General features: G+C 62.4%; 18 protein-coding genes and 2 tRNA genes. 9 read left to right on the top strand and 11 right to left on the bottom strand.

Annotated features, from left to right (window positions below):
* Positions 1–180: 180 nt before the first annotated feature.
* Complete coding sequence (locus ACY69P_RS03725) at positions 181–1,614, bottom strand: sigma-54-dependent transcriptional regulator (protein WP_462326617.1); 1,434 nt, start codon at positions 1,612–1,614, stop codon at positions 181–183.
* Between the two features lie 178 nt (positions 1,615–1,792).
* Between ACY69P_RS03725 and ACY69P_RS03720 the strand changes: the two genes are divergently transcribed.
* Positions 1,793–4,309 carry an ATP-binding protein gene (locus tag ACY69P_RS03720; protein WP_462326616.1) on the top strand — a complete coding sequence of 839 codons (2,517 nt, stop codon included), beginning with the start codon at positions 1,793–1,795 and terminating at the stop codon, positions 4,307–4,309.
* Positions 4,310–4,376: 67 nt separating this feature from the next.
* On the opposite strand, the gene ACY69P_RS03715 is transcribed toward ACY69P_RS03720, so the two are convergent.
* From ACY69P_RS03715 to ACY69P_RS03700, 4 genes are all read right to left on the bottom strand, one after another.
* Positions 4,377–5,348, bottom strand: a complete 972-nt coding sequence (locus ACY69P_RS03715) for a nickel/cobalt transporter (protein WP_462326615.1) — start codon at positions 5,346–5,348, stop codon at positions 4,377–4,379.
* A complete protein-coding gene (locus ACY69P_RS03710) occupies positions 5,303–5,908 on the bottom strand; it encodes a DUF1007 family protein (RefSeq protein ID WP_462326614.1) in 606 nt (201 codons plus the stop codon). Before ACY69P_RS03710 ends, ACY69P_RS03715 begins: the two co-directional genes overlap by 46 nt.
* A 120-nt stretch (positions 5,909–6,028) precedes the next feature.
* Positions 6,029–6,967 (bottom strand): GGDEF domain-containing protein, encoded by a 939-nt coding sequence (locus tag ACY69P_RS03705; protein WP_462326613.1) that lies wholly within the window; start codon positions 6,965–6,967, stop codon positions 6,029–6,031.
* 103 nt (positions 6,968–7,070) lie between these two features.
* A complete protein-coding gene (locus ACY69P_RS03700; RefSeq protein ID WP_462326612.1) occupies positions 7,071–7,382 on the bottom strand; it encodes a hypothetical protein in 312 nt (103 codons plus the stop codon).
* A gap of 44 nt (positions 7,383–7,426) precedes the next feature.
* On the opposite strand from ACY69P_RS03700, the gene ACY69P_RS03695 reads away from it, so the two are divergent.
* From ACY69P_RS03695 to cobU, 7 genes are all read left to right on the top strand, one after another.
* Positions 7,427–7,642, top strand: coding sequence for a FeoA family protein (locus ACY69P_RS03695; protein WP_404845822.1), 216 nt, complete (start codon positions 7,427–7,429; stop codon positions 7,640–7,642).
* Between the two features lie 3 nt (positions 7,643–7,645).
* Positions 7,646–9,820: a ferrous iron transport protein B gene (feoB, locus tag ACY69P_RS03690; protein WP_462326611.1), complete on the top strand. Its 2,175-nt coding sequence runs from the start codon at positions 7,646–7,648 to the stop codon at positions 9,818–9,820.
* Positions 9,821–9,896: 76 nt separating this feature from the next.
* On the top strand, positions 9,897–10,208 hold the full coding sequence (locus ACY69P_RS03685; RefSeq protein WP_462326610.1) for a DUF2325 domain-containing protein: 312 nt from the start codon (positions 9,897–9,899) through the stop codon (positions 10,206–10,208).
* Positions 10,205–10,507, top strand: coding sequence for a tetratricopeptide repeat protein (locus ACY69P_RS03680; RefSeq protein ID WP_462326609.1), 303 nt, complete (start codon positions 10,205–10,207; stop codon positions 10,505–10,507). The genes ACY69P_RS03685 and ACY69P_RS03680 overlap by 4 nt, the downstream gene beginning before the upstream one ends.
* A complete protein-coding gene (locus ACY69P_RS03675) occupies positions 10,504–11,274 on the top strand; it encodes an HD-GYP domain-containing protein (protein ID WP_462326608.1) in 771 nt (256 codons plus the stop codon). Before ACY69P_RS03680 ends, ACY69P_RS03675 begins: the two co-directional genes overlap by 4 nt.
* On the top strand, positions 11,271–11,408 hold the full coding sequence (locus tag ACY69P_RS03670) for a hypothetical protein (RefSeq protein WP_459897720.1): 138 nt from the start codon (positions 11,271–11,273) through the stop codon (positions 11,406–11,408). Before ACY69P_RS03675 ends, ACY69P_RS03670 begins: the two co-directional genes overlap by 4 nt.
* 151 nt (positions 11,409–11,559) lie before the next feature.
* Positions 11,560–12,093 (top strand): bifunctional adenosylcobinamide kinase/adenosylcobinamide-phosphate guanylyltransferase, encoded by a 534-nt coding sequence (gene cobU, locus ACY69P_RS03665; RefSeq protein ID WP_459897718.1) that lies wholly within the window; start codon positions 11,560–11,562, stop codon positions 12,091–12,093.
* Positions 12,094–12,553: 460 nt separating this feature from the next.
* Here cobU and ACY69P_RS03660 read toward each other — a convergent pair.
* The 6 genes from ACY69P_RS03660 to pheT all read right to left on the bottom strand — a co-directional run bounded on the left by ACY69P_RS03660 (position 12,554) and on the right by pheT (position 18,506).
* Positions 12,554–12,629 (bottom strand) — tRNA-Thr (locus ACY69P_RS03660).
* A 107-nt stretch (positions 12,630–12,736) separates the two neighbouring features.
* Positions 12,737–12,813 (bottom strand) — tRNA-Pro (locus ACY69P_RS03655).
* 208 nt (positions 12,814–13,021) lie between these two features.
* A complete protein-coding gene (locus ACY69P_RS03650; RefSeq protein ID WP_462326607.1) occupies positions 13,022–14,674 on the bottom strand; it encodes a SulP family inorganic anion transporter in 1,653 nt (550 codons plus the stop codon).
* 278 nt (positions 14,675–14,952) lie between these two features.
* Entirely contained in the window at positions 14,953–15,591 is a 639-nt protein-coding gene (locus tag ACY69P_RS03645; protein ID WP_462326606.1) for a LysE family translocator, read from the bottom strand.
* Positions 15,592–15,670: 79 nt separating this feature from the next.
* Positions 15,671–16,021 carry a MerR family transcriptional regulator gene (locus ACY69P_RS03640; RefSeq protein WP_459897713.1) on the bottom strand — a complete coding sequence of 117 codons (351 nt, stop codon included), beginning with the start codon at positions 16,019–16,021 and terminating at the stop codon, positions 15,671–15,673.
* A gap of 85 nt (positions 16,022–16,106) precedes the next feature.
* The gene (pheT, locus tag ACY69P_RS03635; RefSeq protein ID WP_459897711.1) at positions 16,107–18,506 is read right to left on the bottom strand and encodes a phenylalanine--tRNA ligase subunit beta; all 2,400 of its coding nucleotides are present in this window, start codon (positions 18,504–18,506) and stop codon (positions 16,107–16,109) included.
* Between the two features lie 359 nt (positions 18,507–18,865).
* On the opposite strand from pheT, the gene ACY69P_RS03630 reads away from it, so the two are divergent.
* The coding region (locus ACY69P_RS03630; RefSeq protein WP_462326605.1) for a hypothetical protein at positions 18,866–19,515 on the top strand (650 nt) is incomplete at its 3' end.

Raw genomic sequence — 19,515 nt, 5'->3', positions numbered from 1 at the left:
GGCTGGACATGTACTACACCCGCAGTTGGTCGGTCTGGATGGACATCCACATCCTGACGCGAACCTTCCGCGTAGTGCTTGACGGCGACGGCGCCTACTAGCCCTTTCACCTCTTTCTCCATAAAAAAAGACCAACTACAAGTTGGCCTTTTAATTAACCATTCACCACCCCGCGCCCCATCACACCCCGTGCCGGGTGATGCCATGCTCTTTCATGAGCACATAGAGCCGGGTGCGGGAGAGGCCGGAGAGGGCGCAGGCTTCTTTGATGGAGCCGCCGGTTTCCTGCAGCAGGCGCTCCAGATACTTGCCCTCGGCGTGGGCGATGCATTTTTTGCGGTATTCCTTAAAGCCAAGGAGCGGCCCGGCGAGCAGGGAATCGGAATAAGATTGGATGACCACCTGCGGCGGGCAGTTATTGGGGGCACCTTCGGCGTGCTCCAGCGCGCGGCGGGCGGCGCGGGCGCGCACGTCCACGGGCAGATGCTCCGGATACAGGACATCCTCGGCGCGGCCACGCATGAGGGTTCGTTCCAGGGTCTGGACCAGTTCACGGACGTTGCCGGGCCAGTCGTAGTTGGCAAGGGCCACCAAGACATCTTCGGACAGCGTCTTTTCGGGAATGTCGTACTGCTTGCACAGGCGCTTTAAGTGGAAGCGGGCAATGTCCGGGACATCCTCGGCGCGTTCGCGCAGGGGCGGCATGGAGATGTGGCAGGACTTAATGCGGTAGTACAGGTCGCTGCGGAAGGTCTCGTTCTCGCACATGACGTACAAATCGCGGTTGGTCGCCGCGATGAGACGGAAGTCGCTTTCCTCCTCAAATGTCGACCCCACAGGCCGGTAGCGCCGCTCCTGCAATACGCGCAGGAAGGTCGCCTGCACCGCCTGCGGCAACTCGCCCACCTCGTCAAGAAAGAGCGTGCCCCCATCGGCCTGCCCCACAAGGCCGGTGCGCGTGGTGTGCGCGCCCGTGAAGGAGCCCTTCACATGGCCAAACAGTTCGCCCTCGGCAAGGGTTTCAGACAGCGCCGCACAGTCCACAACGACAAACGGCCCGTTTTTTCGGGGGCTGTTGTCGTGGATGGTCCGGGCGATGACTTCCTTGCCGGTTCCGGTTTCGCCGGTGACCAGCACGCCGGCATCACCGCTGGCCGCGATGGCCACGTTCTCCAAAACAGGCAGCATGGCCTGACTGTCGCCAATAAGGCCGTCGCGCTTGATTAACAGAGGCTGCGGCTTTTTGTGCCGCTCGCGGTAGGCCAGCGCGCGGTCCATGGAGAACATAATCTGCTTGATGGTGCTCGTCTTTTCGATGTAGTCCCACGCGCCGTTTTGGATGGCGAGTTCCGCGCCGTCGGGGTCGCCAAGGCCGGTAATGATGATGACGTCCGGATGCGCGGGTGTCTTGCGGATTTCCGGCAGAGCATCTATACCGCTTCCATCCGGCAAACGTACATCAAGGAACACGAGGTCCACCGGGGATGCATGCAGCGCCGCAATACCCCGTGAAAGGGTTGCGGCGGAAACAACCTCGTGCCCCGCATCTTCAGCGAGCTGGGTTATGATATTCGTAATATCCGGATCATCGTCCAGAATAAGAATGCGTGCCATCACTCCTCCCTTTGCACCGTCGGCGGGATGCGCTCTACTGTGGCCGACTGAAAGGCTCCATGTCCCATTTTCAAAGCGATGTCGAGTCCCCGCCCGCTGGCGGGATGCGCTTTCTGCCCATTTGCGGGCCGCGTCATTTCCCAGCGCCACGGCGTAACCCCAGTCCCGGAGCCGCCTTATGACCAACAATCAGGCCAGCCTCAGGCAATCCACGCCACTTTTCGTTGCCGCGACACTTCTTCTGCTCGCGGTGATTTGGATAGCCACCCGCCCTGCGGGCTGGCACGATCCCCTCACCCCGCGCGAGCGCCAATGGCTCAGCGCCCATGTCGGCACCATCCGCATTGCGGCAACGCCATCCAACAAACCGCTGGAATACTTTGACGCGGAAGGACGCTATCAGGGGATGGTGGCGGACTATGTGACGTTGCTGGAAAAGAAGCTACGCACAAAGTTTACGGTTGTACAATCCAAGAACCTCACGGAAGTGCTGGAAAAGGCCAAGAACCGCGAGGTGGACATGATCAGCGCCTTTGCCGCCAATCCTGCGCGGGTGGATTTTATGCATTTTACCCGCCCGTTTTTGGAGCTGCCCACCGTCATCCTCGTCAACAAAAGCCAGCACCGCTTCCTTACCCTTGAGACCATGCAGGACATGGACCTTGCCCTGCCCAAAGAATACGCCGTTCTGGACTACATTAAGAAATACCACTCGGATATCCACGTCCAGCCGGTGTACAACTACCTTGCGGCGCTCCTCCATGTCTCCTTTGACGAAATTGACGCCACCATCATCTCCCTGCCGCAGGCCAGCTACTATATCAAGGACAAGGGCATCACCAACCTGCGCGTGGCCGGGCACACGGATTTCAAAATCTACAACCGCATCGCTGTGCGCTCAGACTGGCCCATGCTCAGCCGCATCATCCAAAAAGGGCTGGACTCCATCACCCCGCAGGAAAAGGAGCGCATCTTCCGCAAATGGGTGACGCTGGACCAAAACTACGTCTCCTTCTTTTTGCAGAACAAGCGCTTTTGGTACTGGGTGGGGGCAGGCATCCTCGCCGTGGTGCTCCTGCTGGTGGCCATCATCTCGTGGAACCGCACCCTCCAGCGCCGCGTGCGCGAACGCACCGACGAACTGGAGCGCGAACTCCAAGCGCGGGTGCAGCTGCTCACGGCCATTGAGCAGACCGAGGACGGCATCTTCATCCTCGATACCAGCGGCGTCATCGAATACGCCAACCCCGCCTTTTCGCGCATGTCCGGCTACAGCAAGCAGGAGCTTGTGGGCCAGCACTGCGCCATTATCCGCTCGGACAGGCAGGACAGCGCCTTCTACAACGACCTGTGGGCCTCGCTGCGAAATGGCGAGGTCTGGCGCGGGCACTCCACCTACCAGCGCAAGGATGGCGCGCTCTACGAGGTCGACGCCTCGGTGTCGCCCATTTTCGGCCACGACGGCAGCGTCATCAACTACGTGGAAGTCACACGCGACATCACGGAGCAGCGCCAGCTGGAGGAGCAGCTCCGCCAAAGCCAAAAGATGGAGGAACTGGGTACCCTTGCCGGCGGCATCGCCCATGATTTCAACAACTTCATCGCGGCTATCCTCGGCTATGCGGAACTGGCGCTCCTCAAGACCGAGCCCGGTTCCCGCGCGCACACCAACCTTGAAAACATCAGCAAGGTGGGGCGCCGCGCCAAGGAGATGGTCAACCAAATCCTCATCTTTAGCCGCCGCCGTGAGCCGGAGCGCCGCCTTGTGGAGCTTGCTCCGGTGCTGGACGAGGTGCTGGATATGCTGGAGACCACCATGCCCGCCACCATCGAGGTGCACCGCGACATCCACGCCCGCGGCCGCACCGTCCTTGCGGACCCGACGCAGATTCACCAAATCATCATGAATCTTGGCACCAATGCGGGCTACGCCATGGGCAAGTCCGGCGGAGAACTCACGGTGAGCCTCACCCACCGCCAGATTGATGCGGCGTCGGCCACCCCAAAGACCGCACCGGGCCCGTACCTGCAACTGACGGTCACGGACACCGGTCCCGGCATTCCGGGGGACATTCTCGGCCGCATCTTTGACCCCTTCTTTACCACCAAGCCGCAGGGCAAGGGGACGGGCATGGGACTGTCCATGGTCCACGGCATGGTGGGCAGCATTGGCGGCACCATCAGCGTGACCAGCACGCAGGGTGCGGGCACCACCTTTACCGTACTGCTGCCGGAAACGGACACCGACCCGCACGCGCCCCGGCGCGACGCCCGGCAGGTCATCCCCGGCTCGGGCACCATCCTTGTGGTGGACGATGAGCAGAGCATGGTGGACGTGCTGCAGCAGATGCTGGTCGACCTTGGCTACACCGTCCACCCCACCACGGACAGCCACCAAGCGCTGACGCTGTTTGCCACACACAGCGCGGACTACGACCTTGTCATCTCGGACCAAACCATGCCCCGCATGACGGGCGAGCGCCTTGCCGAGGAGCTTGTGGCCATCCGCGCGGATATTCCCATCATTATCAGCACCGGGTTTTCGGACCGCATCCGCCACATCACCAAGGGCGAAAACGGCATCCGCAAAATCCTGCTCAAGCCTTTTGACCTCGCCGTCCTGTCGCAAGCCATCCACGATGTGCTGGAGCACGGCGAAACCCTTGGGACGCAAGCCCCAGACGCCAAAAAATAAGCGGGTGCGGAACCATATCGGTTCCGCACCCGCTTCACATTCTATCTCTTTCGCGATGCGGCGGGGGTTAGCCAACGCTCCCCATAAGGAGCATCAGCCCAAAGCCAAAGACCACCACCGCAGCCCCAAGGGACACGGTGTGACGCACAATCCTCTGCCAGCGCCGACGCGCGCCGCAGGACCGAAGCATCACTCCCCGGCAGCACACGGCCACCACGGAGGCGGCGGCGATGGTTACGCCCATTCCGGCGGCCATGGCGACCACGGCCCCAAGCCCAAGGACCAGCGCCTGCTGCGCGCAGGCAAAGAGCAAAATAAGCGCCGCCCCCGGACAGGGGATAATTCCGGCCGACAACGTCACCGCCCACAGGCTGCGCCGCGTGGCCGGGACAACAGGCGCGTCCCCTTCGCCCTCTGCACCGCGCATCCCTGCCACGGCAGACCACACCAGCCACGCCCCAAGCAAGGTGATGAGCAGATAGCTTGCCTGCTCAATGGTGGCGCTGGCCGCCGCAAAATTCGTCATGGATGTCCGCTGGACCACCAGATACACCCCGCCCACAACAAGGGACGCCGACGCCGCATGGGTCGCGCCCATGCCAAGGCCAAGGGCCACGCCCTGCCCCACACTTCCCCCGCGCGAGAGGAAATACGACGACGCGACGGACTTGCCGTGCCCCGGCCCGGCGGCATGCACCACGCCGTAGACAAAGGCCAGTCCAAGGAAAAGCATCAGCTCCCACGGCGAAGGCGACGTTTTAAGCCGCCGCACGTAGCCGGACAGGCCGGTGCGCAGGTCGCGCTGGATGGTCACGCTTTTGGCGTACAGGGCGGCAAACAGCCCGGGCGCCTCCGGCGCTGAGCGCGTCACACGCGCCGGAGCGTCATCCGCCCCGCCACCGCTGCCGCGCATAAAGGGATTTGCCGCCCACGACGGCGCCACAGCCAGAACAATAAACAGCCCCACACACAGGGCCACAATATGGCGGCGCATCATCGCGTAAACCGCAGGGATATTTCGGTTGGCGTAATCAGCCATGTGGAAAACGAGATGTCCGCATTGGGCGCAACCTTGGAGGTCACGGAATACGCATCCGCATTTTCAAGGCGCACGGCCGCGCCTTCCGGCGTGTAGAAGTCCACATAATATTCAGGGTCGAACACCGCCAGCGAGATCTCCGTCCCCGGAGCAACCCGGCAGGGTATGACAAAGCTGTAGAACACCTCGGCCCCGTCCACTCCGGCGGTAAAGTCCTGCACCTCTGTCACCTTGTGCGGCTGGCCGCCAATGGACAAGTGGCTGAAGTAGCCGAAGTTCTTCAGGTTATCGAAGGCCTCGGATTTGAGCACCTTTTGCTCGGCGGGGCTGAATGCGCCATCGCCGTCGGCGTCGTAGTCCTCAAGGAGCAAGGATCCGAACATTTCATCAAAGTGCCACAGCAGGCGGATGCCCTTCACGCCCTTGGCGTCAAACTCAAACGTGGCGATATTCGTTGCAAAAACATGGGGATGCGCCATGCCACGAGTCGGCATCCCCACAAGACAGAGACAAACGAGAACTGCGCCCAGTCCCCGGCTCACGGTACGTCGAAGGCCCATATATTCTCCGGAGTTGGCGGCCAGCCCCATGCTTGGCCGCAATGCTGGGCGCATTTTGTCCGGTTCCGCCGCGTACCGCAAGACCGCCCGGCCATCTTCTCCGCAATTCTTCGGTTGGCGTTATCCCGCGGTCCTGCCGCACGCCGTCATTTCCCGCAGCGCCTCGTCGCCGCCGGGCAGGGTCCAGGCCGCCTCCACCCGGTTGCGCCCGCGCCGCTTGGCCGCGTACACAGCGGCGTCCGCGTCCGCATGCAGTCGCCGTGCAGCCTCATCCGGGTCCGCACGCCGCCGCACGCGGTACTCCCCAACACCAATACTCAGGCTAACCCCGCGCCCCTCGCGGGCAAAACGCGCGCGTACGCGCTCAGCCACAGCAAGCGCCGTGTCCCGTTCCCGCCCCCGCAGCACCACGCCAAATTCATCCCCGCCATACCGAAAGACGCAATCCTCCGGCCCGCGCACAGCCCCGGACAGCACCGCCCCAAGCCGCTTGAGCAGCTCGTCCCCCGCGGCGTGCCCCATGGTGTCATTCACGGCCTTGAATCCGTCGCAGTCCACAAGCAGCAAATGTATCACCCCGCCGGACGTCACCGCTCCCTGCATAAAAAGCTCAAAGTGCCGCCGGTTGGAGACGCCCGTCAGAGGGTCCACATTGGCAAGGCGCTCGTACTCCCAGCTGGAGCGCGCCGCACGCGACAGGCGCGCGGCGAGCCACTCCTCACGGTTTGCCGCCGCGCGCACCAACCAATACAGGTTGCGCCGCAGCCGCAGCAGGTCGCTTTCTCCCTCGGTCTGCTCGGGCAGGTCCCACGACGTGGGATACTCCCCATTGCGGGCCTTCTCGCAAAAGGTATTCATGGAGCGCACCTCGCCCATCATAAGGTAATGGGCCACGCCCCACGCGATGGGCTTGGCCAGCACAATGGACAAAATGAATCCCAGCGCCAAAAACCCCTCCGCCTCGGCGTACAACCCCTCATGCACCAGCATGGCTCCCGTCCCAAGGGGGACCACAACCACAACCAGCAGCACGCCAAGTATCCCCGTTTCAACACGCATGTCGGCCTTCCTCACGGTTATGCCGTCATATAATTTTGCAAAGTCCTTGCGTTTGGCGGCTTCATGGCATATATTGAAATCGATTTTCATTGTCAATAAGTCGTCACCCGTCGTGCGCACCAGCGCAGGCCACGACGATTTTTTGACCGGCATCACACGGAAATATCAACAGAAGTATCCTTAATGGGAGAAAAAATGCTCTTTGCAATTGACATTGGTTCTCAACTTCAATAGCTTCGGCAGTGCTTTTGGAGGCGGCACGGGCGCAACCATGTGCCGCACCGCTCCATTTCTGCCTTCCTGCGCAGGCGCAGTGCACCGCGTACAGGCCGATGTGGCATCCAAAACCATTTTTTTTGATCAGTTGTTGATAATGAATTTCAATTGCTGAAAACTGCATTTCACGAGCATTCACGCAAAGAGGAGGCTTCGATGGCACGTGTGACTGGGCTTCGGAAGATGCCCCAAAACGGCAAGGCAAAAATCGCATCCATAAAGGCTGATGGTGAACTGGGCCGCCGCATTCGCGACATGGGCCTCGTCCCCGGCACCGAAATAGAGCTGGTGGGCAAAGCCCCTCTCAGAGACCCCGTTGCCCTGCGTTTGAGGGATTTTACCCTCACCCTGCGCAACAATGAGGCAGACCACATTACCGTTGAGCTTTTGGAGGCCTAAGCAATGCATGCCGAAATGACCATAGCCCTCGCGGGCAACCCCAACTCCGGGAAAACCACCATGTTCAACGCGCTGACCGGCGCGCGCCAACACGTTGGCAACTATCCCGGCGTCACCGTGACCAAGAAGGAAGGCACCATCAACGTCAACGGCACGGCCACGCGCATCGTTGACCTGCCCGGTACCTACTCCCTGACCCCCTATTCCGAAGAGGAACTGGCCGCGCGCAACTTCCTTATCGGCGAAAAGCCCCACGCCGTCGTTGACGTGGTGGACGCCGGTACCCTTGAGCGCAGCCTCTACCTTGTTGTGCAGTTCCTTGAACTGGGCGTTCCCGTCATTGTCGCGCTGAACATGATTGACGAGCTCAAGCGCCGCAACATGTTCATCGACTCCGCCAAGCTCTCCACCCTGCTTGGCGTCCCCGTTGTGGAAACCATCGCCCGCGATGGTCAGGGCATGGACAAAATGCTGAGCGAGGCACTGGACCACGCCAAAGCCCACAAAGGCGAAGTGGAACCCCTGCGCATCTCCTACGGCGCGGACATCGACGCCGCCCTGGACGAACTGGAACAGAAAATCATGGCCGCGCGCTTTTTGACGGACCGTCTCCCCGCGCGCTGGGTCGCCCTGAAATACCTTGAAGGCGACGAAGAGGTGCTGGAACGTGGCCGCAAGGCCGGTCCCCTCTCCGACGAGCTGGAATCCCGCGCCGCCAAGCTGGCGGACCACGTCAAAAAGACGCTGGATACCACACCCGACGCCCTCATTGCCGACCACCGCTACGGCTTCATCTCGTCCCTCGTGAAGCAGGACGTGGTCAGCAAGGACGTCACCCACGAACGCCTGCAGATTTCCGACAAGCTGGACCGGGTGCTGACCAACACCTTCCTCGGCCCCATCATCATGCTGGGCGTTCTGTACGGCATGTTCCAGCTCACCTTTGCCGTGGGCGAGATTCCCATGGGCTGGGTTGAGGAACTCTTCGGCTGGCTGTCCGGTGCGGCAGAAGCCGCCATCCCGGCAGGACTCTTCCAGTCCCTTATTGTTTCCGGCGTCATCGACGGCGTTGGCGGCGTGCTCGGCTTTGTGCCGCTCATCCTCGTCATGTTCTTCTGCCTGTCCTTCCTTGAGGACTTTGGCTACATGGCGCGCATGGCCTACATGCTCGACCGCGTGTTCAAGATGTTTGGCCTGCACGGCAGCTCCGTGATGCCCTTTATCATCTCCGGCGGCATTCCCGGCGGCTGCGCCGTCCCCGGCGTTATGGCCGCGCGCACCCTGCGCAGCCCGCGTGAGAAGCTGGCCACCATTCTGACGGCCCCCTATCTCTCCTGCGGCGCCAAGGTGCCCGTCTTTATCCTGCTCATCGCGGCGTTCTTCCCGCAGCAGGGCGCAGACGCACTGTTCATTATCACCCTCGCGGGCTGGGCCATGGCGCTCATCGTTGCCCTCATCCTGCGCAAGACCGTCATCAAAGGCCCGGCCACGCCGTTCCTTATGGAACTGCCCCCCTACCGCATCCCCACCCTGCGTGGCGTGCTCATCCACACCTGGGAACGCGGCTGGCAGTACATCAAGAAGGCCGGTACCGTCATTCTGGCCATCTCCATCCTGCTGTGGGCGGCCATGACCTTCCCCGGCCTGCCCGAGGACCAGTCTCAGGCCTTTGAATCCCAGCGCGCCGCCGTCGAGCAGCAGCTGGAGCAGACCTCCGACGAAACCGCCATCGCCTCCCTGAACGAACAGCTTGGCGACATTGACCACCATCTTGCTCAGGCCGAACTGCGGCACTCCTTTGCAGGCCGCGTGGGCACCTTCTTTGAGCCTGTTACCGAACTGGCCGGCTTTGACTGGCGCACCAACATCGCCCTCTTAGGCGGCTTCGCGGCCAAGGAAGTCATCGTCTCCACCATGGGTACGGCCTACTCCCTGGGTGAAGTGGACGCCGAGGACGCCGGAAGTCTGTCCGACCGGCTTGCCGCGGACGAAGCCTTCACCATGTGGAGCGCCATCAGCCTTATTATCTTCACCCTGCTCTACGCCCCCTGCTTCGTGACGGTGGTCGTCATCGGCCGCGAATCGGGCTGGAAGTGGGCTGCATTCTCCGTCGTATTCAACACGGCACTTGCCTATTCGCTGGCAACGCTCGCCTTCCAGATGGGGAGCGCCCTTTAGGCACACACCATCAACCCTTTCGCCCTGCGCGCCATGTGGCGCGCAGGTGCGGAAGAGTCCACCACAGGAGAACGTCATGTGCGCAGCAGTCATCGGCGGAATGGACCGCCTGAAACGGAACTACATCAACGCCGCCAAGGATATGGGCGTCAAGCTCAAGGTCTTTACCGGCAAGGAGAACGCCATCGCCCCCAAGCTGGGCAAGGCTGACCTCGTGGTTGTGTTCACAAATCAGGTGTCCCACAAGGCCCGCAAGGAAGTGTGTTCCTACGCCAAGGCCAACAACATTCCCCTGCACCTCATGCACTCCTGTGGTATTTCCACGCTCCGCCAGTGCCTTGAATGCACCAACCCCAACTGCCCTAACGCCCCGCGGAGGGACGCATGAACCCCATCATGGAAATGGGTCAGCTGAACCGGCACGGCATGCGTGCCTGCCAAGACGGCGACCTGAAAAATGCCGAATTTCTTCTGCGTCAGGCCCTTATGCGCTCGCGCGCCTGCACGTCGCCCTTGCCCGGCGCCAAGGTGCGCCATAACCTCGCCCTCATCCTCATCATGCAGGGCCGCACAGACGAGGCCCGCAGCCTGCTTGCGCAGGCGCTGGACACCGTCACCCAAACAGGACTGACCAAAACACGCTTTCACGAGCGCATCCGCTCCAACCTTGAGGGGCTTGCCGCATGAGCACCACCTGCCGCATGTCGGCGTGCCCAAGGCATAGCGCCTCAGCAAGCGGCACCGGAACATGCGGTCTTGCCACCTGCCGCGAGCTGTCCCTTACCGGGCATCAGCTCGCGGAGGCCCTCGGCAACGCCGTGGACGCCAAGGACCACTCCACGCACTTCCACTCCGAGGAAGTCGCGGAAATCAGCCGGATACTCGCCCTGTACCTCGGCATGAACGAGGACGAGGCCGAGACCATCCACATAGCGGGGCATCTGCACGACATCGGAAAAATCGGCATCCCGGACGCCGTGCTGCGCAAGCCCGGGCCCCTCACAGACGACGAATGGAACATCATTCAGCAGCACCCCCGCATGGGCGCAGACATCGTGCGCCCCATCGCGGCCCTCGCGCCGCAAAACGGCATCGCCGGGATGATTCTGCACCATCACGAGCGCCTCGACGGCTCCGGCTATCCCCACGGTCTCAGTGGGCAGGCCATCCCCATCGGCGCACGTATCATTGCCGTGGCGGACAGCCTTTCCGCCATGCTGCAACCGCGGCCCTACTGCCGCCCCAAGACGTTCTCGCAGGCCTACGCCGACGTGCTGCGCCTTGCCGGAACCAAATACGACCCCGAAGTCGTCAACGCACTCACCCGGGGCAAGGACATCATTGCGGCCACCTTTCCGGCCATGCGGCGCGCAGCCGGTCTGCCCACCACTGCCGCCCCCGCACAGCCGGGCCGCACCCCTCAGCGACCTCAACCCTTGGAGCTCATATCATGACTGTTTGCCGATCCAGCATTTCGTCCCGCACCTCGGCCCGTTCCCTGTTCGCCAGCGTCTTTAAAAAGAAGGACGCCCCGAACACCACCGACGCCCAGCAGGACAGCGCCGCCCCCACAGCAGAGCGCAAATAGCCCTGCCACTTTTCGTACAGCACCGTATGCCTCCCAAGCCTTGGCCCGCCCGCTCGCCCCGGGTGGGCCTTTTTGCGCCCAGCACCTTCACTGGCGCATCGTCCATCATCATGCTACCCACAGGACCAACATCACTGCCAAAGGATACAGCATGAGCACCATAACCTTCGTCACAGGCGGCTGCCGCAGCGGCAAAAGCAGCTACGCCCAGCGCTACGCCGAATCCGTCGGCCCCGCCCGCGTCTACCTCGCCACCTCGCAGGCCCTCGACGACGAGATGCAACAGCGCATCGACGCCCATCAGGCCACCCGCGGCCAAGGCTGGACCACCGTCGAGGAACCCATCGACATCGTCCCCGCCCTTCTCGGCGCCAGCCAAAGCGCCGACGTCATTCTGCTCGACTGCGTCACCCTCTGGGTCACCAACTGCCTCATGGCAGGCATGGACGACGAGGACGTCTTCGCCCGCACAAACGACCTCGTCCGCGCCCTCGCCGACCTCCCCTGCGCCGTGGTCATCGTCTCCAACGAAGTCGGCAGCGGCATCGTCCCCGAACACGCCCTCGCGCGCCGCTTCCGCGACCTCACCGGCGCCGTCAACCAGCGCCTCGCCGCCTGCGCCAGCACCGTGGTGCTGTCCGTCAGCGGCATTCCACTGGCCGTCAAAGGGGAGTTGCCCCTGTAACAGGGGCGTGCCGGGTGGAGTGTGTTGGCGAATGGGGCGGAAGTTTTTTTGCTCCGCAGGCTCAAGGGCCGTGGGCCCTTGAGAATCCCATGTGCGCACAGGCCGGGTGCCAGTGGATGAAACAGTCGTCACCCCTGTGAAGCTCCCGTCCGTGTGGATGGGACAATTTTTTTTGGGGGCCTTGTCGCCGTATGAAGACCGGTGAGAATCCCTGTTGTGGGTAAGGTGAAGCCAAAGAAAAGCCCACGCGGCAATACCGCGCGGGCTTTATATATTGGAACGACACCCCCCTATTTTTGAGGCGGCTTCCGCCTCAAAAATCCTGGGGATTCTCAAGGGTGTCACACCCTTGAGCCGCCGGAGGCATGCCTTTTCTTCCGTCTTCCGTCTTCCGTCTTCCTGCGCCGTGCGCAGAACGCAAAAAAGGCCAGCCCTTTCGGACTGGCCTTATACTGACGGATGGAGCCCATAAGCAGAATTGAACTGCTGACCTCATCCTTACCAAGGATGCGCTCTACCAACTGAGCTATATGGGCTTAATCATTGCCTCACTGGGGTTGTGGCTTCGAGGTCTGGCGAAGCGCGGCAATGTTTTTCAGAAAAAGCGGGCCATGCTTTTGCATAACCCGCCTTAATCTCATCGTGGTCGGGATGAGAGGATTTGAACCTCCGGCCCCTTGAACCCCATTCAAGTGCGCTTCCAGACTGCGCCACATCCCGACGAGTTTTCAAAGCCGCTCTCTCAAGCGGCGAGGTAGATATCTAGGTGGCATCGGCCCAAATGTCAACGCCCTTTTTCATTTTTTTCGCATTTTCTCCCCGGCCTGTCCAGATATCCGCGCCATGCCTGCACTCGCCCGGTATCATGGGGCTTTTACGCCGCGCCGGGGGCCGAATATGGCGGGCAACGGGCCGGGATGCATGGCGTTTAGGCCGAGGCGCTGGCGTAGCGCAGCGCGGCGATGCGTGCGGCCTTGTCCTTGTGGTCGATAGCCACGGCGTTGAGGGCGGCATCAAGGGCCGTATCCAGTGTGGAGAAGACGTCCTGTGCGGGCAGAATATCCCCTGCTCCGCACTCGGCCAGCGTGGTGCGCTGGTCCGCATTCACCACAAGCATCACGCGCACCCCTGCGCCCACCAGCTTCTCCAGCATTTCGCTCAGGGCAAACACGGCGGAGATGTCCATACACGGCGCGCCGGTGCAGTTGACGACAACACAGCGCGTTCCGTAAAGGCGGTCCACCTTGTCCTGCATAAGGGAGGAGGTCCCGAAGAAGAATGCGCCGTTGATGGTGATAACGCGCACCTGCTTATCGCTGGCCGTGATGGCGTCCATGTACTTGTCGCGGTCGGCGTCGTCTTCCATGCTGGTGACCTGAATGCGCGTCTGGCGGGCAACGCGGTAGGCGAGCATCAAGCAGGCAAGGGCCACGCCAACGCCAACCGCCACAATAAGGTCAACAAACACGGTAATGCCAAACACAGCCAGCATGACCACGAGGTCCTGCTTGGGGGCCTTGCGCACAAGGCGCAGCAGCTTGTAGTCTAGGATATCCACGCCCACCTTCACGAGAATGCCCGCGAGGACGGCAAGGGGAATGCTGGCGGTGAGGGGGCCAAGGCCCAAGAGGACCGCCACAAGGAACAACGCGTGGATCACGCCGGACAGGCGCGTGGTGCCGCCGGCCTTGATGTTGACGACGGTACGCATGGTCGCGCCCGCGCCGGGCAAACCGCCAACGAAGCCCGCCACCATGTTACCGATGCCTTGGCCGATAAGCTCACGGTTCGAGTTATGCTGATCCTTGGACATGGAGTCCGCAACGATGGAGGTCAGCAGCGTATCAATCGTGCCCAGCAGGGCAAGGGCAAAGCCAAGGGTGGCGATGCGTCCCCAGTCGGCAAGGGGCAGACCGGGAATGTGCAGATCGGGCAATCCGGACGGAATGGCGCCGATGGTGGGCACGGGCATCTTCAGCGCGTAGGCGAGCACACTCATGGAGATGAGCGCAATAAGCGGCGACGGCACCACGCGCGAGATGCGTGCGGGAGTCAGGAACACAATGGCCATGGTCGCAGCGGCGAGCCCCACCGCATACAGGTTCATAGCGGCGACGGCGTCCGGCAGGCCCATCAGGGCCAAAAGCGGCGACTTGAGGCTCTCGCAGCCCATGAGCGGCTGAATCTGAAGCAGCACGATAATCACGCCGATGCCGTTCATAAAGCCGGAGATGACGGGATAGGGGATGAACTTCACCACCCCGCCAAGGCGGAACACGCCAAACAGCATCTGGAACAGCCCGCACAGCAGCACAACCAGACACACGGCCTCGGGCTGCCCCGAGAAGGCGGCAACAGCCGTCCCCATGACAACGGTCATAGGGCCGGTGGGGCCGGACACCTGCGTCCGGGTGCCGCCAAAGATGGAAGCAAAAAGTCCAAGGGCGATGGCGCCGTACAATCCGGCGGCCGCGCCCGCTCCACTTGCAACGCCAAAGGCGAGGGCAAGAGGCAGTGCGATGATGCCTGCAGTCAAACCTCCGAAGATGTCACCGCGCACTGCGTTCATGGGGTAGCTCATTTCTCTACGTTCCTGTTTCTAAAAACACCGGTCCCGTCCCCGAACGTCAGCCATCCGGCGTTCTATGCCTTGTGAGAAGGGGCAGGACAAAAGGGAAAAACGGCCCATCGTAGGACGCTGAAACGTTTCAGGCAACCCACGCACCTTTTTTCCCGAATCTTGGGAACCTGTTATCAATAACCGGACTCTGCACTGCCCTTTTCCGCGCAGCGCAACACAAACGGCCCGGCACCCCATGATGGGATGCCGGGCCGCGGTACGGGCAAAGCTGCGCGCCGTTAGCGCGAGACGGCGAGGCGCACGCCTAGGAAAAGGAAAAACGCGCCCAGAGTGCGGTTGAACCACTGCGACACGCGGCGGTTGGAGCGCAGGCTGGTGGTGATGCGGTCACCGGCGAAGATGACCATCGGCTCCACAAGGGCGGCCACCAGAATAATCAGCACCCCGTGCAAGGCCAGCTGCATGGGCACGGGGGCCACACCCGGCACCACAAACTGCGGCAAAAAGGCAAGGAAGAACACCGCGGCCTTGGGGTTCAAGATGTTGATGAACACCCCTTGTCGGTAGATGCGCCCCGGCGAGGCAACAACGCCGCCGCCCGTCTGCGCGGCAAACGCGCCCTTGGACCGCAGCGCCTGAATACCCAGCCACACAAGGTAGGCCGCGCCGGCGTATTTGACCATGGAAAAGGCCGTGGCCGATGCCACAAGCAGTGCGGACAGGCCAGCCGCGGCGAACAGCGTATGGCACAGCGAACCGGTCCACACGCCAAACATGGCGGCAAAGCCGTGCCGTTTTCCGCCGCGCACGGTGTTGGCGAGGATAAAGCCCATATCCGGACCGGGGGAAATATTCAAAAGCAGGGCCGCGACAAAAAAGGTGGCCCAGTGCTGCATGCCGTATGCGTCAAGAATCATGGCGTCTCCTCAGTGCGGCGGGCTCCGGCGCGCCGCATGTCATCGCTCACAAAAAACCCGCCACGGGGGCGGGTTGTGGTCATTCACCCTTGAGGAGGCGTTTCATCTCCTCAAGCTCGGCAATCATACTCCGCCGGAATGCATCCAGCCGGAGGGTCGCGCTTGTTTCGTCGTCTCCGGCGGCTTCCGCCGCGGCGATGGCGTCGTCGCGCTCCAGCTTCTTGCGCGCCCCTTCAATGGTCATCCCCTCCTCGTGAAGCAGATGCCGGATAAGCGTCAGCTGTTCGATGTGCTCATCGGTGTACAGCCGCTGGCCCTTGCGGGTGCGAATGGGCTGTATCTGCGGGAATTCGGACTCCCAATACCGCAGCACGGAGGTGTTGAGATTGAGCTTCCGAGCTGCCTGCCCGATGCGGTAGGTCCGGCCCATGGTCCACTCTCCAACCTGTCGTGTACGCTTTTGGGAAATGCGGTCCGGACCACAACGGTCCGGACCGCCGGATTATCAAGATATTCTAGACGTGTACCGGAAGCGCGTCCAGCACCTTCTTAACGACCTTGGAATGCCGCTTTTCGACTTCCTTGTCCTTCAGGGTGCGCTCGGCATGGCGGTAGGTCAGACGCACGGTGAGGTTGCGCGTTTCCGCGTCCTCGGGCTGGTAGCAGTCCACCAGCACCACGTCTTCCAGCAGGGGTTCCTGCACGCCGCGCACGGCGTCCACCACCGCGCCAGCGGTCAGCGTTTCGGGAGCGATAAAGGTGATGTCGCGCTTGATGGGCGGGAACTTGGCCAGCGGCGAGAAGCCGGGCAGCACGCCTTCGTGCCATTCCTGCAGGGCGTCGGCATCCAGTTCGGCAATCCACACCTCGCGGCGGGCGTTGTAGGTATCCGCGATTTCGGGCTTGATGCGCCCCATTTCGCCGATGACCTCATCATCAAGGACAACCTCGACGCAGGGGGCCAGATAGGGGTGGCCGTCCTTCAGGCGGTACTGCGCGCCAGGCAGTTCCAGATGCTGAAGCAGGTGCTCCACCATGCCCTTGATGTCCGCGTAGGCGGCATTTTCCTCTTCGGGCCAAGGCCAGCGCTCACGCTCGCGGCGGCCGTAGACCAGCATGCCGATGCGGGTCGGCTCCGTGGCCGTGGTCTCGGACTCGGCATCGGCCCAGAACACCTTGGCGACTTCAAAAAGACGCAGACGGGCGGAGCCGTGGCCGACGTTGGTGCGCACATTCTGCAACAGGCCGGGTGCCAGCGCGGTACGCATCACGTTCTGCTCTTCGGAGAGCGGATTCATGACCGGGACGCGGTTGTCCTGCGGCAGGTTGAAGAAATCAAGATCCTCGTGCCCGACAAAGCTGTAGTTTACGGCCTCGTTCAGGCCAACGCCACGCGCCCAGTGCTTGAGCTGCATGGTGAAGGCGTAGCGTCGGTCGGCAAGGGCCAGCCCGTCGAGGGACTTGGACACGCGGGGCAGCACGGCCTCGATGCGGTCCATGCCGTACACGCGCGCGGCTTCCTCGTAAAGGTCCACTTCGCGCTCAAGGTCGTGGCGGTGACTGGGTGCCACAACGGTCCAGTCCTCAGGATTGGAGGCATCCACGGAGCAGCCAAGGCCCTCAAAGGTGGTGCGGCAGAATTCGGCGTCGAGGTCCACACCCAGCAGGCTGTTGCAGCGGGCGGGGCGGAAGCGCAGGGTGCGGTTCTCCCACGGGGTGGGCTCGGCCACGGCCACGCCGGAGAGCACCTGTGCGCCGGAAAGCTGGGCCATCAGGCTGGCGGCACGGTCCGCAACAAAGCGGGCGTTGCCCTGGTCCACACCGCGCTCAAAGCGGAAGGACGACTCGCTGTGCAGGGCCAGACGGCGGGCGGTCTTGCGCACCGTGGGCGGATCGAACACGGCGCATTCCAGCACCACGTCGGTGGTGGCGTCCGACACTTCGGAGTTGGCGCCGCCCATAACGCCGGCAAGGGCAACGGGCTTTTCCGCGTCACAGATGAGCAGGTCGCTGCCGAGCAGGTCGCGCTTTTCATCGTCCAGCGTGGTGAAGGCGGAGCCGTCTTCGGCGGCGCGCACGCGGATGGTGTCGCCCGCCAGCTTGGCGCGGTCGAAGGCATGCAGGGGGTGGCCAAGCTCCATAAGCAGGTAGTTGGTCACGTCCACAATGTTGTTGATGGGGCGCATGCCCACGGCGATAAGGCGGTAGCGCATCCACGCCGGAGCGGGACCAACCTGCACGCCCTTCAAAATGCGGCCCTGATACAGGGGGCACAATGCGGGGTCGTCAATCTGGATGGTCAGCTGGTCCGCGGCGGACTCGGCCACTTCCTCAAGGGCGCATTCCGGCAGGGTCAGGGGCAGGCCGTAGGCCATGGCCACCTCACGCGCAATGCCGAGCATGCTCAGGCAGTCGCCGCGGTTGGGCGTGATGCCAAGGTCAAAGACGGTGGTGTCGAGGTTCAGGGCGTCCACAAGAGGGGTGCCCACGGCAAGGGCCTCATCCAGCACCATAATGCCGGAGTGGCTGTCACCGAGACCGATTTCGTCCTCGGCGCAAATCATGCCCTTGGAGACCTGACCGCGCAGCTTGGCCTTTTTGATCTTGAACCCGCCGGGCAGCTCTGCGCCAACCTTGGCAACGGCCACCTTCTGGCCCTTGGCAACGTTGGGCGCGCCGCAAACGATGGGCAGGGGTTCGTCTTCGCCGACGTCCACACTGCATACGGACAGTTTGTCGGCTTCGGGGTGCTTGTCGCACTCCAGCACATGACCGACCACAACATTCTCAAGATGGGCGAAGGGGTGGCTGACCTCCTCCACTTCCAATCCGAGCATGGTCAGTCTGTCGGCCAGCTCTTCGTCCGTTCCCGTGAACGGAACGAACTCGCGCAACCAGTTCAGACTCAGGAGCATGTTCGCCTCCGGCAGCCCCGGACGGCTTGCCCGCGGGGCCATAAGAAAGATGAAGATTGTCCACCGGGGTGGCCGGTGGTGGTGTTATCCAGCAAAAAGCGTCATCACGTTGGAAATGCTGCGGCGCCGTTCCTACATGGACAAAGCCCGTCAGGAAGGCCGCATGGCCGGTGGGAAGTCGGTTCGTGGCGGCTCTGGCGGAGCCAGTACAGGGCACACAGCAGGACTGCCCTGCATACCGCTAAATAGAACGTTTATCAACCACGGCGGCGCGGCCCGGAATGCACACGCGTTGACGCCGCGCCAAAGCCCCCATATATACTGTATGTATTACCCATGCCCTAAGCCGTGAGGAGTCCATGACGCGCTTCATCCTGCTGGCCGCCATCCGTTCGGGCACCAACTTCTTCCGCAGCGCCCTCAACAGCCACCCGGACGTGCATATGTTCGGCGAAGCGCTCTTTGACGACTGGGCCTTCCGCCCGGACCGGGAGGAGAATTTCTACGTCCAGTGGCACAAGGCCGTTATGCGCGACCCCGCGCAAATCACCTTCCGCAATATGAACGCCTTTGCCCGCCGCTTCATCGACGCCACCTTCGACAGCATGGCCCGCCACAGCATCGTGGGCATGGACATCAAGTACGACTTCTGGGACCGCCTGGCCTTTGTCTCCGGCTACTTTTCCACGCACCCGCCCAAGGTGGTGCACCTCATCCGCACCAACACCTTGCGCGCGCACATCTCGGCCTTTTTGCTGGCGTGCCGCAACCGCGGTGTGGACACGGGCACCCTGCCCATGCGCGAGTACGACGGCTTTGTCCGCACCGGTGAAACCACGCTCACCGTCACGCTGACCAAGCGCCTGCTGGGCACGCTGGTGCAGCTGGAAAAACGCAAACAGCGCTTTCGGGCCATTGTTTCGGACTTTGAGCACGTGGAAATCACGTATGAGGACATGGTGGGCCATGTGCGGGGCAGCGCGCACACCTTTTCCCCGCAGACGCAGGC

Source organism: Desulfobaculum sp. (assembly GCF_054921475.1).
Note: the sequence above shows the minus strand (reverse complement) of the source record. Positions and strands in the feature narration are given on the sequence as shown.

What these genes read in the sequence shown, in the direction of transcription:
- ACY69P_RS03710 (WP_462326614.1), bottom strand. Translation starts at nt 5,908, where the DNA reads ATGGGCCTTCGACGTACCGTGAGCCGGGGACTGGGCGCAGTTCTCGTT.
- ACY69P_RS03725 (WP_462326617.1), bottom strand. Translation starts at nt 1,614, where the DNA reads ATGGCACGCATTCTTATTCTGGACGATGATCCGGATATTACGAATATC.
- ACY69P_RS03705 (WP_462326613.1), bottom strand. Translation starts at nt 6,967, where the DNA reads ATGCGTGTTGAAACGGGGATACTTGGCGTGCTGCTGGTTGTGGTTGTG.
- ACY69P_RS03720 (WP_462326616.1), top strand. Translation starts at nt 1,793, where the DNA reads ATGACCAACAATCAGGCCAGCCTCAGGCAATCCACGCCACTTTTCGTT.
- ACY69P_RS03645 (WP_462326606.1), bottom strand. Translation starts at nt 15,591, where the DNA reads ATGATTCTTGACGCATACGGCATGCAGCACTGGGCCACCTTTTTTGTC.
- ACY69P_RS03715 (WP_462326615.1), bottom strand. Translation starts at nt 5,348, where the DNA reads ATGGCTGATTACGCCAACCGAAATATCCCTGCGGTTTACGCGATGATG.
- pheT (WP_459897711.1), bottom strand. Translation starts at nt 18,506, where the DNA reads ATGCTCCTGAGTCTGAACTGGTTGCGCGAGTTCGTTCCGTTCACGGGA.
- ACY69P_RS03680 (WP_462326609.1), top strand. Translation starts at nt 10,205, where the DNA reads ATGAACCCCATCATGGAAATGGGTCAGCTGAACCGGCACGGCATGCGT.
- ACY69P_RS03670 (WP_459897720.1), top strand. Translation starts at nt 11,271, where the DNA reads ATGACTGTTTGCCGATCCAGCATTTCGTCCCGCACCTCGGCCCGTTCC.
- feoB (WP_462326611.1), top strand. Translation starts at nt 7,646, where the DNA reads ATGCATGCCGAAATGACCATAGCCCTCGCGGGCAACCCCAACTCCGGG.
- ACY69P_RS03640 (WP_459897713.1), bottom strand. Translation starts at nt 16,021, where the DNA reads ATGGGCCGGACCTACCGCATCGGGCAGGCAGCTCGGAAGCTCAATCTC.
- ACY69P_RS03675 (WP_462326608.1), top strand. Translation starts at nt 10,504, where the DNA reads ATGAGCACCACCTGCCGCATGTCGGCGTGCCCAAGGCATAGCGCCTCA.
- ACY69P_RS03695 (WP_404845822.1), top strand. Translation starts at nt 7,427, where the DNA reads ATGCCCCAAAACGGCAAGGCAAAAATCGCATCCATAAAGGCTGATGGT.
- cobU (WP_459897718.1), top strand. Translation starts at nt 11,560, where the DNA reads ATGAGCACCATAACCTTCGTCACAGGCGGCTGCCGCAGCGGCAAAAGC.
- ACY69P_RS03685 (WP_462326610.1), top strand. Translation starts at nt 9,897, where the DNA reads ATGTGCGCAGCAGTCATCGGCGGAATGGACCGCCTGAAACGGAACTAC.
- ACY69P_RS03650 (WP_462326607.1), bottom strand. Translation starts at nt 14,674, where the DNA reads ATGAGCTACCCCATGAACGCAGTGCGCGGTGACATCTTCGGAGGTTTG.